12 protein-coding genes are annotated in these 13,164 nt (G+C 60.7%); 5 read left to right on the top strand and 7 right to left on the bottom strand.

Features of this window, described 5'->3' with window-relative positions; genetic code table 11:
* Window positions 1–326 precede the first annotated feature (326 nt).
* From GR328_RS15480 to GR328_RS15470, 3 genes are all read right to left on the bottom strand, one after another.
* Window positions 327–1,079, bottom strand: coding sequence for a recombinase family protein (locus GR328_RS15480; protein WP_160885422.1), 753 nt, complete (start codon window positions 1,077–1,079; stop codon window positions 327–329).
* A gap of 50 nt (window positions 1,080–1,129) precedes the next feature.
* Window positions 1,130–1,648: a superoxide dismutase family protein gene (locus GR328_RS15475; protein WP_160885421.1), complete on the bottom strand. Its 519-nt coding sequence runs from the start codon at window positions 1,646–1,648 to the stop codon at window positions 1,130–1,132.
* Between the two features lie 221 nt (window positions 1,649–1,869).
* The gene (locus tag GR328_RS15470) at window positions 1,870–2,454 is read right to left on the bottom strand and encodes an NUDIX domain-containing protein (protein WP_160885420.1); all 585 of its coding nucleotides are present in this window, start codon (window positions 2,452–2,454) and stop codon (window positions 1,870–1,872) included.
* Between the two features lie 106 nt (window positions 2,455–2,560).
* On the opposite strand from GR328_RS15470, the gene GR328_RS15465 reads away from it, so the two are divergent.
* Window positions 2,561–3,325, top strand: a complete 765-nt coding sequence (locus GR328_RS15465; RefSeq protein WP_160885419.1) for a DeoR/GlpR family DNA-binding transcription regulator — start codon at window positions 2,561–2,563, stop codon at window positions 3,323–3,325.
* A gap of 442 nt (window positions 3,326–3,767) precedes the next feature.
* Here GR328_RS15465 and GR328_RS15460 read toward each other — a convergent pair whose 3' ends face one another.
* Window positions 3,768–4,670 (bottom strand): class D beta-lactamase, encoded by a 903-nt coding sequence (locus GR328_RS15460; RefSeq protein WP_160885418.1) that lies wholly within the window; start codon window positions 4,668–4,670, stop codon window positions 3,768–3,770.
* Between the two features lie 231 nt (window positions 4,671–4,901).
* Window positions 4,902–5,849, bottom strand: a complete 948-nt coding sequence (locus GR328_RS15455; protein ID WP_160885417.1) for a LysR family transcriptional regulator — start codon at window positions 5,847–5,849, stop codon at window positions 4,902–4,904.
* Window positions 5,850–6,086: 237 nt separating this feature from the next.
* On the opposite strand from GR328_RS15455, the gene GR328_RS15450 reads away from it, so the two are divergent.
* The gene (locus GR328_RS15450) at window positions 6,087–6,317 is read left to right on the top strand and encodes a helix-turn-helix domain-containing protein (protein WP_160885416.1); all 231 of its coding nucleotides are present in this window, start codon (window positions 6,087–6,089) and stop codon (window positions 6,315–6,317) included.
* Between the two features lie 345 nt (window positions 6,318–6,662).
* On the opposite strand, the gene GR328_RS15440 is transcribed toward GR328_RS15450, so the two are convergent.
* Entirely contained in the window at window positions 6,663–8,003 is a 1,341-nt protein-coding gene (locus GR328_RS15440; protein ID WP_160885414.1) for a GAF domain-containing protein, read from the bottom strand.
* Window positions 8,000–8,497, bottom strand: a complete 498-nt coding sequence (locus GR328_RS15435; protein ID WP_160885413.1) for a pyridoxamine 5'-phosphate oxidase family protein — start codon at window positions 8,495–8,497, stop codon at window positions 8,000–8,002. The genes GR328_RS15440 and GR328_RS15435 overlap by 4 nt, the downstream gene beginning before the upstream one ends.
* Before the next feature lie 110 nt (window positions 8,498–8,607).
* Here GR328_RS15435 and GR328_RS15430 point away from each other — a divergent pair, with 110 nt between their 5' ends.
* From GR328_RS15430 to GR328_RS15420, 3 genes are all read left to right on the top strand, one after another.
* The gene (locus GR328_RS15430; protein ID WP_160885412.1) at window positions 8,608–10,152 is read left to right on the top strand and encodes a flavin-containing monooxygenase; all 1,545 of its coding nucleotides are present in this window, start codon (window positions 8,608–8,610) and stop codon (window positions 10,150–10,152) included.
* Window positions 10,153–11,557: 1,405 nt separating this feature from the next.
* Window positions 11,558–12,202, top strand: a complete 645-nt coding sequence (gene eda / locus GR328_RS15425) for a bifunctional 4-hydroxy-2-oxoglutarate aldolase/2-dehydro-3-deoxy-phosphogluconate aldolase (RefSeq protein WP_160885411.1) — start codon at window positions 11,558–11,560, stop codon at window positions 12,200–12,202.
* A gap of 60 nt (window positions 12,203–12,262) precedes the next feature.
* The gene (locus GR328_RS15420) at window positions 12,263–13,096 is read left to right on the top strand and encodes a tellurite resistance TerB family protein (RefSeq protein ID WP_160885410.1); all 834 of its coding nucleotides are present in this window, start codon (window positions 12,263–12,265) and stop codon (window positions 13,094–13,096) included.
* Window positions 13,097–13,164: the final 68 nt, after the last annotated feature.

The raw sequence follows: 13,164 nt of genomic DNA, 5'->3' as shown, positions 1-13,164 counted from the left end.
TTGCTTGTCCGGGGCCTGCTGCCGCACCGGCACGAGCCGGCTTGCCCTCTTGCGTGCTTGTTGAGCATCGCACCAGGCTTGTTGAGCATCGCACGAGAATACGCGCGAGATCGCCGTGCCGCTACAGGGCCGGGGAGGGCTGGATCATCAACTATCGGAGCGATCTGCGGTGCTGCGGAAGCCGGGGGGCCGTTTGGTCCCTGCCCAGCCGCACCGGAATGCCCGGATCTTACACCTGTGCAAGGACGCCGGCATGCTTCAGCCGGCATTCACCTCGCGGCTGGGCGTCGTTGCCGAAGAGGGCAGGGGCGCTCGCGCCCCTCCGATCATGCCGAGGAAGCCGGTCGGCTCATGCGGATCGGCGCCGGCGTCGCAGCGGTTACGACACCCGTCGCAATCGCCTTCACGATATCTCCCGGAAGGAAGACCAGACTCGCGATCGCCGCTTGCGTGATCGGCATCCCGGAGATCATCGACAGGCCGACGATGCCGAAAGCGTAGATCACGACAACGCCCCCGACAACGGAGGCCACAGCCGCCGAGACCCCGACCGGGAGCCGCTTGGGCAAAGCGTGAAAGACGAGGCCGGTGACGAAAGCGCCAGGAAGCCAGCCAAGAAGGAAGCCGACCGTCGGTCCGGCGAAGACGCCAAGGCCGGACGGGAACATCTGTGCCATCGTGCCCAGCATGCCGACATGGACCGCGTGCAGGCTCATGCCGTGAAACCTCAACTCGTCACAGAGGCTGACCACATCCGAGAGCTTGCGCGCAAGCCTATCGAGCGCCTCCACGATCACGACGTCAAACGCATCGCGACGCAATTCCAAGAGAAGCGCCTTGTAACCAGGGCGGTTGCTGCTGGCCCCGGAGAGCGCCCGGTCGTGGAAGTTCGCCGTGACCTGGAGCTCGTGTTGCGCGGCATAGCGGCGGTAGGCCTTCTCCAGGGTCGCGAGGGTAACCTCGTCCACGCGGCCGGGGGCCGGTATCGCCCTGGGCCGCGTGCCCGCCGGGAACACGCGCTTCGCCCGCCTCACCGGCGGCATAGTCCGATGAACCACCCCTTCAGCGAAGGCACTCATAGCGCGAGGATCGGCTCCTTGCGCCATGAGTATCAACGCGGCCGACCCAGCTATCGGGCCTTGGTAACGACACCGCAGGCGATGCGGTCGCCGGAGGCCCCTGCTGGGTCCGTCTTGTAGTCGTCGGCCTTGGCATGAACGACAATCGCCGTGCCGTCCTGATCGAGTAGGCTCTTCGCTCCCCCGGACAATGTCAGGCCAGGCGCAAGGGCATCCACAACGGCTTTGCCGTCAGATGCGGCATGCAGGTTGGGCAGATCGCCCGCGTGGGAGCCGGCCCCATCATGAAAGCCGTGTTTCCTGCCATCTGGGTTGAAGTGCCCGCCAGCAGTCGCGAACGGCGGCTTACACTGGCCCACCGCATGCAGGTGAAAGCCGTGGGGGCCGGGTGAAAGCTGGGTCAGCTCTCCGGTAACCAGCACACCCTGCGCAGTCTCGATCAGGGTCACGGCCCCAAGTATCTGCCCTTCAAGGCCTTTCATCTCAGCGACGGCTTTGTCGCCTGGTGCTGCATGAGCTGCCGAGACCATGGCGAACGTGCAGAGCAAAGTTGAAGTCAAACGGATCATCGGAACGTACCTCCTTTTCAAGTCTAGACCATGTTGGCTTAAGCGAATCCGGCTGGCATTCGCGTTGCAGGCTCGCAGCTTCGGGCAATCCCCGAATTCAGTGACAGTGTTGGCAGATAAACTGCGTCGGTTGGCCTCCGGCCCATCGCGCATCTCAAGGCTTCGGAGCAGCTAGTGGCGCTCCAATTCGGAACTAGCGCCGCTTCTGCACGCACCGTTGATCAACAGCGAAACAGATTGAGCGCAGCGTACTGGAGCAGCATGATGGTCTTGCCGTCCCTGATCGCACCTGTTCCGATCATGGCGAGCGCTTCCCCAATGTCTAGTTCCATCACCTCAATATCCTCGCCCTCGGCCAAGTTGCCTCCTCCGGGCGATATCCGGGCAGCGGCATCGTAGCGGGCGACAAAGAAGTAAAGCCGCTCGGTTACGGAACCCGGGCTCATGTAGGCTTCGAAGATCTTCTGCACGTCCGTGATCCTGTAGCCGGTTTCTTCCTCCGTTTCAGCCCGGATGCGCTCCTCAGGAGTGACCCTGTCGAGGAGCCCGGCCGGCGCCTCAATCAGAAGATCCCGATAGCCGTCGACATAAGTGGGAAAGCGAAACTGCCGGGTCAGGACGACCGTGCGGCGATCAAGATTATAAAGGAGGATGGTGGCCCCGTTTCCGCGGTCGTAGCTCTCGCGGGTCATCGTTTGCCATGTGCCATCGCCGCGCCGATACGAGAAGGTGGTCTTCTTGAGCACGTACCAGTCGTCGGACAGGATCTGCACATCGTGAATTTGCACACGGTCGGCAACGGTCATTGAAGGTGTCCTGGGAGTGCTAGGAGGGCTTGGGGTAAAACCGTCGTTGAGAATAAAACGTGCATAAACGTGCAAAGTCAAGTATAAACGTGCAAAAGGAGTGACCATGCTCACCCAGCAACGCAAGGCGCACATTCTTGAGGTGCTGAGGCGCGACGGCCGGATTATTGCAAAGACCCTCAGTCAGGAGCTCGGTCTATCGGAGGACACGATCCGGCGCGACTTGCGTGAGCTGGCGGCGGAAGGCTTGCTTCAGCGCGTGCACGGTGGCGCGCTTCCGGCTTCACCGGCTCTCGCCGACTTTTCGGGACGGCAAGGGGTTGCGCCGGGAGCCAAAGCCGCGATCGGTCGCGCCGCCGCCCGGATGATCCAGCCTGGTCAAGTCGTCTTTCTCGATGGAGGCACGACCGCTGTCCAGGTCGCCCGCAATTTGGCGTCGGATCTCAAGGCTACTGTCGTAACACACAGCCCTAGCGTTGCGGTCGTGCTGGCCGAGCATCCGACCGTTGAGGTGGTACTGATTGGAGGACGTTTGTTCAAGCATTCTGTCGTGGCGGTCGGAGCCGCCACTTTCGCGGCGATTGCACAGGTGCGGGTCGATACTTTCTTCATGGGAGTTACGGGAGTTCATGCCGAAGTTGGCCTGACCACCGGCGATTGGGAGGAGGCGGCTGTCAAGCGAGCGGTGTGCCGCCACGCCGCCGAGACGGTCGTGCTTGCCTCTCACGAGAAACTTGGCGCTGCCTCGCCTTATGTCATTGCCCCGATCACCGAGATCAGCACGCTAGTCGTGGAGGATGGACTGCCGGACTATCTGATCGAACCTTACCGCCGACTTGGCATCGCAGTGCAAACGGCGCGAGATCCGTAACCGAAAGCCTCGATAAACAGGACGGGTGCCGAGAGGACCAGGTGAAATACAATGAAGGCCTTCTAACCCATTGAGAGGGGCATGTTCCGCCACAGGATCATGCCTTTTGCCGTATGCGAGAGTGTGCGCCGTTTAAGCTGAACTCACTGAGTTTCAACCCGATCATTCAGGGTTGTCGAACGAGCCCCATTACATGGTGATACCGCTCCATTACGGCCCAGATCCGAAACAGCAATGTTCAAAATCCCAATAGGGGAATGCTGCATATCGGTTCCAGAGCTCCACAGAGCTGTTCGGAGCTCTGATGTTACCGAGAAAGGGCCGGGTCTTCTGGAGCCTCGAACGGCGCTTGGACCCAAGGATGGAATAGGCGCAACCTGAGTCCAGCTCCTAAGGTGCCTGCTTCATGACAGGTACTTGGATCGAGAAACTCCAATCTAGCCTACCAGTTAACAGGAAGAGCGCCGATTTCCTTAAGTAGAGTCTCGGCGAAATCCCGTCGAAACTTGAGAATAGATGAATAGCCCGGGCCACGAGCATACAGGGCATAGAACACGGGTTTTTTCTGAGGCCTCTCTACAAGCCCCACCAACCAGCCCTGAAACGCACCATCAAGGTTGCCAGCTTGAACCGGTCCTGAGCCGGTCTTTCCATATAGTTTATAGCCACCCTCATTCTGCAGCTCTGCCACCTTCTTGAAAGCAGTGAGCGTATCTGTCCGCAGCTCAAACTGACCCTCGATTGCATTCTTGATGAACGCTACCTGCTCTCGAGGTGAGATTAACAGCCGACGGGCTGCGTCAGGATCGTCGAGCCAAAACGTGTCACTGCCCTCTGGGACATTGGCATTGCCGTAACGGAATCGCTGGAGATACTCTCGGTAACGTTTGGCTCCGATTTCTAGAGCAAGGTCCTGGAAGTACCATGCAGCTGAACGCATGAATGCAGAACCGAGTGTTTGGTCCTGTCTCCAATCCACGGGCCAGTACTCGGCGGCAGGACGTCGATTCTGGTCCCACTTGCGCACATGATTGAGATTTGATGCGACCCCAGTCTCCAGTGCGATCATCAGGTTTGGGATCTTGAATGAGGAGAATGGAGGATGCCGCTCGTCAATGTCCTTGGGGTTGAATGCGTATTGTACTCCAGCCTCACTATCAACGGCGTAGAAGGTGACGTGTCGATCAGCAACTTCCGCTCGGAAAGGCTCACTTGAGAGCTCGTGAAGTCTGGGCTGCGAATATGCTGCTGCTGGCGCAGCTGCGATCATGCAGGCGGAGAGAATTCGCCTAGTGAACATGAGAGCATCAAGCTGGCGCAATATGCCTCTTAGAGCCTTAGACATTTATCCTCCTTCGATCGTGCCAGGTGCCGCTATGGAGACGCCAGATCTGCGTTCCAGGTATCGCCATAGCGCTGAGGGGGATACTGAGCCAACTGACTTATTGTCAGGGCATCATGAACAACATTCAGATTCGGCGCCGGCGGACCCGCGATCTTGACGTAAAGGGGCTCGGAGTACCCTGTAGCCTCCGTGAAGGATACTTCACCTCAGTGCGAACTTCAGCGGGATGTATCAGGTAGAGGTCTCTGGGATGCCTCTCGGGACCAACGAGGCTGCCTCCTGAATGATGCCCTTTGCCCAATTCAGTGCTGGTTCCTTCTGATCTCTCACCGAGCAGAGGAGAGTCAGATCCGATCGGAGTTGCGGCTCAATTCGAATGATGCGCAGCGTAGGCGAGCCTCTCACAATCGCAGCAGCAGTCCGGTCGGGCATTGAGGCGATGAGATCGCTCGTTTCGAGGACCTGCCCTAAACCGGCATAGCTCGGAACAGAGAGCGAAAATGTCCGAAATCGTCCACTCCGTGCAAGTGAGACGTCAAGATAATTTTGCGTTACCGGCCAAGGAACAGGATAAACTTGGGGTTGCGCGAGGTACAAGTTCAGAGAAACTGTATCGGGGCCATCATAAAGAGCCGACTTGCGGCCGGCTACGGCGACGAGTTCGTCTTGCCAAAGCAAGGTTGGCGCAATCTCCACTCCGATAGGAGTATGACCGCCAACCGACAAGACAAAGTCAAGACGTCCGCTCTTAAGATCGACCTCATAGCTTCTACGTTCGAATGTTTCGACCGTCAGAGACCATTGAGGCGCCCTAGACCGTACCAGTCCCATGACCGCAGGAATCAGTGTGGGTTCAAGCGCACCCGGCGCAGCAATCCTGAGCGCGCGCCGGGTGCGGCTAGGTTCAAAGGTGTCATGCTCCCCCTGTTCAGGTCCATTGAGGGATGAGATCAGCAAGGACAGTGGGCGTTCAAGCGCTCTTGCCCGAGCGGTTGGGATCATGCCCCCTGGTGTACGCACAAAAAGCGGATCCGCGAACGCTCCCCTTAACCGAGATAGAGCGTGGCTCACGGCGGACGGTGTTATGAACAGTCTCTCCGCAGTTCGGTTGACACTGCGCTCCTCGAGCATGATCCCGAGCACTTTGAGGAGATTCAAATCGAGTCGCCGCCAATCCATCCTGCCCCCGTGCAGCAAGCGCTGAACGCCTCCCATTCGATTGAGTTCTCAAGCATGGCTGGTTGGGAAGAATCAAGGCAGACCCCTCGGACAACCACACCTTGGGGCTCTCAGTACGGCCTCAAATGCTCATTTGAACTCGTCCACTCACCAACACCCCCTAGAGCGGTTTGGGGTTGAACAGAATCGGAAGATCTGACTCGATGGCGGTCACGGGCGTGAGCACAGAGGTTCGCCATGACCACCCCATTGTCTCAGGATCTGCGCCGGCGCATCGTGCGGGCGGTTGAGAACGGCAATTCGATCCGCCAGGCTGCCGCCCGCACCGAGGTGAGTCCCTCGACCGCCGTGAGGCTGATGCGGCGGCTGCGCGAGACCGGCTCAGTAATGCCTGAGCGGATCGGCGGCCACCGTCGCCCGGTGCATGAGCCACATCAGGATCTGCTGCGATCCCCGGTGGACGCCTAGTCCGGCATCACGCTCGCCGAGATCCAAACTGAACTGCGCGCCCGCGGGATCGAGGTGCAGGCCCTCTCGACCATTCATCTCATGCTCAAGCGCATGGACCTGACGCATAGAAAAGGCGATCCGAGCGGTCGGAGCCAGCTTGCTGCATCTGCCGCCCTACAGTCCCGATCCTAACCCGATGGAACAGCTCTTTTCCAAGCTCAAGCCGCTTCTGCGCACCTCGGGCCACGCGACGAGGAGGCGTTCTGGGAGACCATCGGAGAAATGCTCGACAGCTTTCCAGCGGAGGAGTGCCGGAACCGCCTCAGGAATAGCGGATGTGAGCCCGTCCAAGTCGAAACCGCTCTAGTCAGCGGCCTCTTCCAATACTGCGGATCCGGCGACCTCCAGACGGATCCGGCCACGGCCAACTCGTAGCAATTGTATGGGCACGGCCTTCTCCTCGAGCCGACGGCGGAGCAGAAGCAATCGTGTTTCGAGATTGTCCTTGATGTCCGGCAAGCGCAATTCTTCTGAGAGCCGGATTTCACGGTTCGTAAACTCCGTCCGTCCCTCACGGAGGTAGATGCGGAGCAGATGAACCAGCAGCCGACCAGGCACACCTTTGATCAGATACTCGTTTTCGATGAAGATGCTGTCATCATAAGCATAATGGACGACGCGGAACTGTCGCCCTGCCATGACAGGCTCAGCCGCCACGGTCGGTTCACTCGGCTGTCCCTCACCAGCTTCGGTCTCGGCGAGCGCGAGAGCTGCGGCGGCTTGCGTCGCCACGACCACGAGTGCCACTTCATCCTCTTTGGTGAAGGCGAGCCGCCGGGAGCTCTCCAGGAACAGCACGCCACGCAAGCTGCCATGCGCGATCATCGGCAGCGCGACTTGGCTCATGGTATCCTGCATTCCTGGAAGCAGGATTGTACGCGTGCGGTTCTCCTCGTACGAAGAAGCATGAACCGCAGAGCCGAATCGTCGGATCCGGCTCATGTCACTGACCCGAACAGGCCGACGTTCCGAGGCCGCTGTTCCGATCACGCCCTCGCCCACCAATACCTCGGAGCCGATCCCGCTGCGATCGTAGCCGCGGCTGCCGATGGTAAAGAGCCGCTCGCCAGTCGGGTCCTTCAGCAGCAGCATGGCGTTGGTGAAGTTGAACCTATCGCGCAGCCCATCCAAAACAGCATCAACGATGGAACCCGCATCGACCGCCTCCGAAATCTTTCGCGTGATCGCAGCGACGGTCATAAGCTGCAGCCCTGCCTCCCGCGAGGGAACTTTTAGTCTCGGCCTCGTCGAGGGGACGGCATGCACTGCTTCTACCCGATAGATGTCGACCCCGCGCAGCCGCATGACCTCGCCCAGGCCCATCTGGGTGCTGGTCGCCCGGAGCTGGGCCGCCATCTCTTCGAAGAGTTCGCCGCTGTCGAGGGTCTGCTCGAAAGCCACATAGAGCTGGTACTGCGCTCCGTCACGGGGATCGACAATCAGCACGGCGGCGGTGGGGTTGGCCCGCACGTTCGCGGCTGTCTTGGAAAAGAACTGATTGGACAGGGCCACCCGCTCGTCGTCGACCAGCACCACGTGCGACAGATAGGAAATGTTCGGCGTCCCATCGGGTGCGGCGGTGGCAATGATGGATGGAATGACACCCTCGAAACATGCGACGAGGTCGCGAAGCCTGATCGTCATGGTTGCCGCTCGACCAACTGGCCTGCCTTTGCGCCTGGCGTCTGTACAAAGATCTCCTCCACCGTAAGGCGCAGCGCAACTAGGTCTCGATTGATGAGCCAAGGCGCTACGATGCGCCTCTCAAGACCAAGTTCCCCCAAAGCCGCGCACATGCTTTTCCTGTAGCCGGCTGCCAGGGTGATGTGTTCAGCTGAGACCGGGGCCACTGTAGCCTGCCCCTTCACCTGATAAGACACGTAGTCCGAAGGGCGGGCAAAGGTAACCGCAAGCTGGCCATTGGCCCGAACGTTGAGCACCGTTCGCGGCCATTGCCACTCAGAAATCATCAGATCGATGCGGCCTTCCTCTCTGTGGACGACGGCTCCAACGGCCCGCGCGATCTCCGGCACCAGCGAGCCGTCGCGAGTGCCCAGAACGATCATCACAGGGCTGGCCATGAAGGCTGCGAACTCTTCGTGAATCAGCACGATGGATGCCCCTTTCCAGCCGAGCATAGCTTCTTAGCAATCTTTTAGGAAAGCAGGCCGTGCACTTAGGAATCATTTAGGAAACACAGAATGCAGATCGGCATATTTCATCGGCTCCCCTAACTGAGGAGCTCGAGATGACTGATACTGCCCCCCGTCAGATGCCATCCAACGCCGTCGGCATCATCGGTGCCGGTCCAGCCGGCCTGGTGACGGCACGCTGGCTGTCGAGCCATGGCTTCGAGCCCATTCTGTTCGAAGCAGCCGACCACCTCGGCGGCCAGTGGAACGCGACCTCACCCCTGAGCGGCACCTGGCGCGGCATGCGCACGAACACCAGCCGCGTGCTGACGCGCTTCTCGGATCTGGACCATCCGGAGGGATCACCCGTCTACCCCAGCCGGGAGGACATCCACGCCTATCTGGAGCGCTATGCCCAACAGTTCGGGCTCATGCCCCGCATCCGGAATCGCACTTGGGTTGAGCAGCTTCAAAGGGCCGATGGCGGCGGGTGGCTCCTTCGCTCGCGTCGGGATGGCGAAATCCAGACTGGGCATTTTGCCCGTGTGGTGGTCGCATCAGGCCGCTATGTGGTCCCTGAGGTTCCCGCAGTGCCGGGACTCAATGGTTTCACGGGGGCTCTTAGGGCTGCCCACACCAGCCAGTACGACAGCGGTCAGACTTACCGCGGCAAAGACGTGCTAGTCGCCGGCTGCTCGATCAGCGCGTTGGAAATTGCGTCCGACATCGCCTTGTCCGGCGCCCGTAGCGTCACGGTGTGTTATCGGCGGCAGCGCTATATTCTTCCCAAGCTGGTGGCCGGGGTACCGACCGACCATGTCATGTTTACGCGAGCGGCCGCTCTCGCAGGCGAGGTCTTGCCACCTGATGTTCTCGCGGCTGGTTTGAAGGCAACAGTGCTGCGCGTGGCCGGATCGCCCGATCAGTTCGGTGCGAGGACACCCGACGAGAACGTTTTCACGGCCGGGATCACGCAATCGCAAAACTTCCTCCCGCTCGTAGCCGAAGGTCGCATTGCTGTCCGGCCGTGGATCGAGGCTGTCGATGGACGCTCCGTCCGCTTTGCCGATGGAACCACGGATGCGTTCGATGCGATCCTGTTCGGCACGGGTTATCGTCTGTCGCTGCCCTTCCTTGCGCCGGAGATGGCAGCAGTGCTCGGCCTCGACGACACGCATATCGACCTATGCGATCATACTTTCCATCCAGAGCTTGAAGGACTCGCCTTCGTCGGCCTTTACGATCAGGTCGGACCGTTTTTCCCCGTTCTTGAATTGCAGGCGCGCTGGATCGCCTACACCTGGGCAGGCGTGATCCCGGCGCCGAGTAGCGATGTGCTGGCTGCCGGGCTGGCTCGGAGCCGTGCTCTGCGCGGAGGCCCTCAGAGCATCCCGATGCAGGTGTTGGCGTTGCTCTTTGCCCGGAATGCCAACGTAGAGCCTGACCTTGGCAAATGGCCGGATCTGGAGCGGGCGCTGCTCTTTGGCCCGCTTTCGTCGGTCTCCTTCCGCCTGGAAGGCCCGGACAGCCTTGAGGATGCGCCGGAGCTGACGGCGGCTGCGGCCGCCGCTTTCGGCGCGATCCGCTCGCGGGATATGAACGATGAGGAGCGCAGTCTGCGAGAGCTGATCACACGGTCATTCGCGTCCCGCGCAGCCTGACCTGAACGCTGCCACGGGCGATGTGCGGTTGGGCTTCCGCCTGCGCATCGCCCCTTAACCTGCCCTCGCTGTCGCAATGCCGGGTGCCCGCGCGGATCAGCCTATGATCATGGAACAACCATACACTGCTTGCTCGAAGCCAGTCGATCATAACGGATGGCCTGATCGTGCATCGTCGCTAACACAGAGCCACTTTGGCAGATCGGGGCTGTCCGCTGATTGTGTGCGAATGTCCCCGTTGGAGGCGGTTTCCACCCGTGCCCAATGTCCGGCCTCGGTCAGACTGGGACGTTCCGGGATTAGGTAGCAAAGGCCACCAGATTAAGGATCAATCGTTGCGATTGCTGGAGAATGCCCGCTTCACCTCAAGGCGCCAGACGGCAGATCGAGGGGTCCCCGAATTGGTAAACGAGCATATGCGGGCACTCGTCTCGTACGGGGAGCTGGGAACCCTTCGGGGCCTGCTCCGAACCGTCTCATCTCGTCCGTGACGGCGCCGTTTCAGGCAAGCGAAGTTCCATGCCGTATCGGGTTGCGGCATCGATGGTTCTTGCCATTTCCTCGGAGCCGGGTCGCGGCGCTTGCTTATCCTGACGCGGCCGCTGTCCGACCTCACGGAAGAAGTTCTCGAAGCCTGATGGCGCCATCCACACCGGCATTCTTGCCGGGGTCGAACTGATGTCGCGGAAACTGTGCACGGCGCCAGCGGGGATGTCCACGGGAGAACCCGCATTGGCAGTGAACGTGCGCTCTCCGTCCGCGACCTCCAACTTCCCCTTCGAGGATGTAATAGACTTCCTTCCGGGCATGGTGGATATGCGGCGGAGGTCCGGCCTGCGGCGGCACGTGGGCCTCCCAGACAAAGAGAAAGTTGTCGGTCTCAGCCCCGGCGATCCTGAACGCGTAGGTGTCCCCGAAAACCCGAATCTTTCCCCTGCGCCTGCGGGAACGTGCCGGATTTGAGGTGAGCTCGACGCCTGCGCGTCGATCGACGAGATCGGCAGGGCAGGGGCAGAAGAAGCATGCGTCACAGGACGCATGGCGTACTCCCGCAATGACGAAGTGGATCTCCTTGGGCAGACTGATCAACATGCCCCTCGCGCGTGAGGGGCATGCACTTGTGCGTCCGGGCCGCTCGTTCGAGCGAATGCGTCCGGTCATAGGCGGCACCGTACGACAGCCTGCACCATAACCAAAGCTAATTTATAATATGTTCAGCATTAGATGATATTATGGCCTGGTGCCGCTATGGAGGATTGTATCGCTCCAGTTGCATCTGCTTGTTCTAGGCGTCGTCCCGGTCACAAGCCGCACAGCGCCCAATACCCTCCAACACCTTGGCAGACACGCCGCCAAGGCCTAAAACCGCTTTCAATCCGGCGACGCGTGCAAGGAAGGAAGCGGCATGGCCTCTGAGGGAACTGTTCTTCGCGATTATCTGCGCCTCGCGCCTGTGATCCCGGTCGTGACCATAACAGACGCCCGGATCAGTATCGACCTGGCTCATGCGCTTGTGCGAGCCGGATTGCCTGTCATCGAAGTGACGCTCAGAACCTCCGCGGCGCTCGATGCGATCAGCGCCATTGCGAAGGCCGTTCCTGAGGCGGTGGTCGCGGCCGGCACGGTGCTGGCGAAAAGCCAGATCCGCGAGACAATCGATGCCGGGGCCAAATTCATCGTGACGCCCGGAACGCCGCCGAAGCTGGCTCAGGCTCTGAGCGAAGCGACGGTCCCGGTAATGCCAGGCTGCACGACGGTTTCGGAGGCGATGGCGCTCGCCGACATGGGGTTCTCTCATCTGAAATTCTTTCCGGCGGCGGTCTCCGGGGGAGTGGCGTGGCTGAAATCCGTCCATGGGCCCCTTCCGAATCTCCTATTCTGTCCGACCGGCGGCATCGACCGCGCGAGCGCAGCTTCTTACCTTTCTCTCCCCAATGTCGCCTGTGTGGGCGGCACGTGGATCACCCCGGCCGATGCGATGAGGAGCGGAGATCTCGCCGAGATCGAGCGCCTTGCGCGCGACGCGGCCTCCTTGCGCGGCCAAACCTGAACCATTCTTCCTTACCTCCGTTGTGTTCTTGCTTTGTCAGTGAACCGGCAGGAGGAGCCCATGGTCGATTACAGAAAGCTGTTGGATGCGTTCGTGGGCGCGATGGGCCGCGCGGAACCGCACCATCAGGAACGGCCGGGCTCTCCGGAGGTCAAGCAGGATGCCGGGCTGCCGCAACAGGGATTCGGGAAAGCCGTCACGGATCTTGCCGGTCAATCGCCGGAGCAGCTTATTCAGAAGGCCAGGAACTTGGCGGCACAGCATCCAGGCGCAACACAGGCGGCCCTGCTCGGCTTGGCGGGGCTGTTGTTTGGGCGGCGCAAGAAGGGCAAACTCGCGAGCAACATCGTGAAACTCGGTGGACTCGCGGTCATCGGAGGTCTTGCCTACCGGGCTTATCAGAAACAACAGGGTGGGGGGGCGAAAGTTGCGCAATCCCAAGAGCCGGCCACGGTAGAAGGCGAGGCGTCCTCGGGCGGGGCTGCGGCCCAGGCGGCGCTCGCCGTTCCCGAGACATCCCGCTTCCATCCTGTTTCACAGACCGAGGACGACGCCCTGCTTTTCTTGAGAACCATGGTCGCGGCTGCGGCGTCCGATGGAAGGATCGACGAAGCAGAGCGCGGCCGGATCGTGAAGGGGCTGACCGAGGCCGGCATCGATCCCCAAGCCAGCCGCTGGCTGGAACGGGAAATGGCCTCGCCCGCCGACGTGGAGGAACTGGCCGCCAACGTCAATGACCCCGAAAAAGCCGCACAGGTCTATGCGGCGGCTCGTATCGCGATCGATCCCGACACGATACAGGAGCGTGAATTCCTCCACCAGCTGGCGGAAGCCCTCGATCTTGAGCCTGCGGCCCGGGCGCAGATCGATGAGACGGCGAGTGCTTTGCGTTGACCTTTCGGGCTTTCGGGATGAGGCCGCGACCGGCCTGATTCCCGTATGGGTGGATGCAGCCTGATCAT

Origin of the sequence: Microvirga makkahensis, assembly GCF_009830105.1 — a bacterium.
Classification (GTDB): domain Bacteria; phylum Pseudomonadota; class Alphaproteobacteria; order Rhizobiales; family Beijerinckiaceae; genus Microvirga; species Microvirga makkahensis.
This window is presented reverse-complemented; position numbering and strand designations above follow the sequence as displayed.

What these genes read in the sequence shown, in the direction of transcription:
- GR328_RS15435 (WP_160885413.1), bottom strand. Translation starts at nt 8,497, where the DNA reads ATGCTCGGCTGGAAAGGGGCATCCATCGTGCTGATTCACGAAGAGTTC.
- GR328_RS15450 (WP_160885416.1), top strand. Translation starts at nt 6,087, where the DNA reads ATGACCACCCCATTGTCTCAGGATCTGCGCCGGCGCATCGTGCGGGCG.
- GR328_RS15460 (WP_160885418.1), bottom strand. Translation starts at nt 4,670, where the DNA reads ATGTCTAAGGCTCTAAGAGGCATATTGCGCCAGCTTGATGCTCTCATG.
- GR328_RS15455 (WP_160885417.1), bottom strand. Translation starts at nt 5,849, where the DNA reads ATGGATTGGCGGCGACTCGATTTGAATCTCCTCAAAGTGCTCGGGATC.
- GR328_RS15470 (WP_160885420.1), bottom strand. Translation starts at nt 2,454, where the DNA reads ATGACCGTTGCCGACCGTGTGCAAATTCACGATGTGCAGATCCTGTCC.
- GR328_RS15475 (WP_160885421.1), bottom strand. Translation starts at nt 1,648, where the DNA reads ATGATCCGTTTGACTTCAACTTTGCTCTGCACGTTCGCCATGGTCTCG.
- GR328_RS15440 (WP_160885414.1), bottom strand. Translation starts at nt 8,003, where the DNA reads ATGACGATCAGGCTTCGCGACCTCGTCGCATGTTTCGAGGGTGTCATT.
- eda (WP_160885411.1), top strand. Translation starts at nt 11,558, where the DNA reads ATGGCCTCTGAGGGAACTGTTCTTCGCGATTATCTGCGCCTCGCGCCT.
- GR328_RS15480 (WP_160885422.1), bottom strand. Translation starts at nt 1,079, where the DNA reads ATGAGTGCCTTCGCTGAAGGGGTGGTTCATCGGACTATGCCGCCGGTG.
- GR328_RS15420 (WP_160885410.1), top strand. Translation starts at nt 12,263, where the DNA reads ATGGTCGATTACAGAAAGCTGTTGGATGCGTTCGTGGGCGCGATGGGC.
- GR328_RS15465 (WP_160885419.1), top strand. Translation starts at nt 2,561, where the DNA reads ATGCTCACCCAGCAACGCAAGGCGCACATTCTTGAGGTGCTGAGGCGC.
- GR328_RS15430 (WP_160885412.1), top strand. Translation starts at nt 8,608, where the DNA reads ATGACTGATACTGCCCCCCGTCAGATGCCATCCAACGCCGTCGGCATC.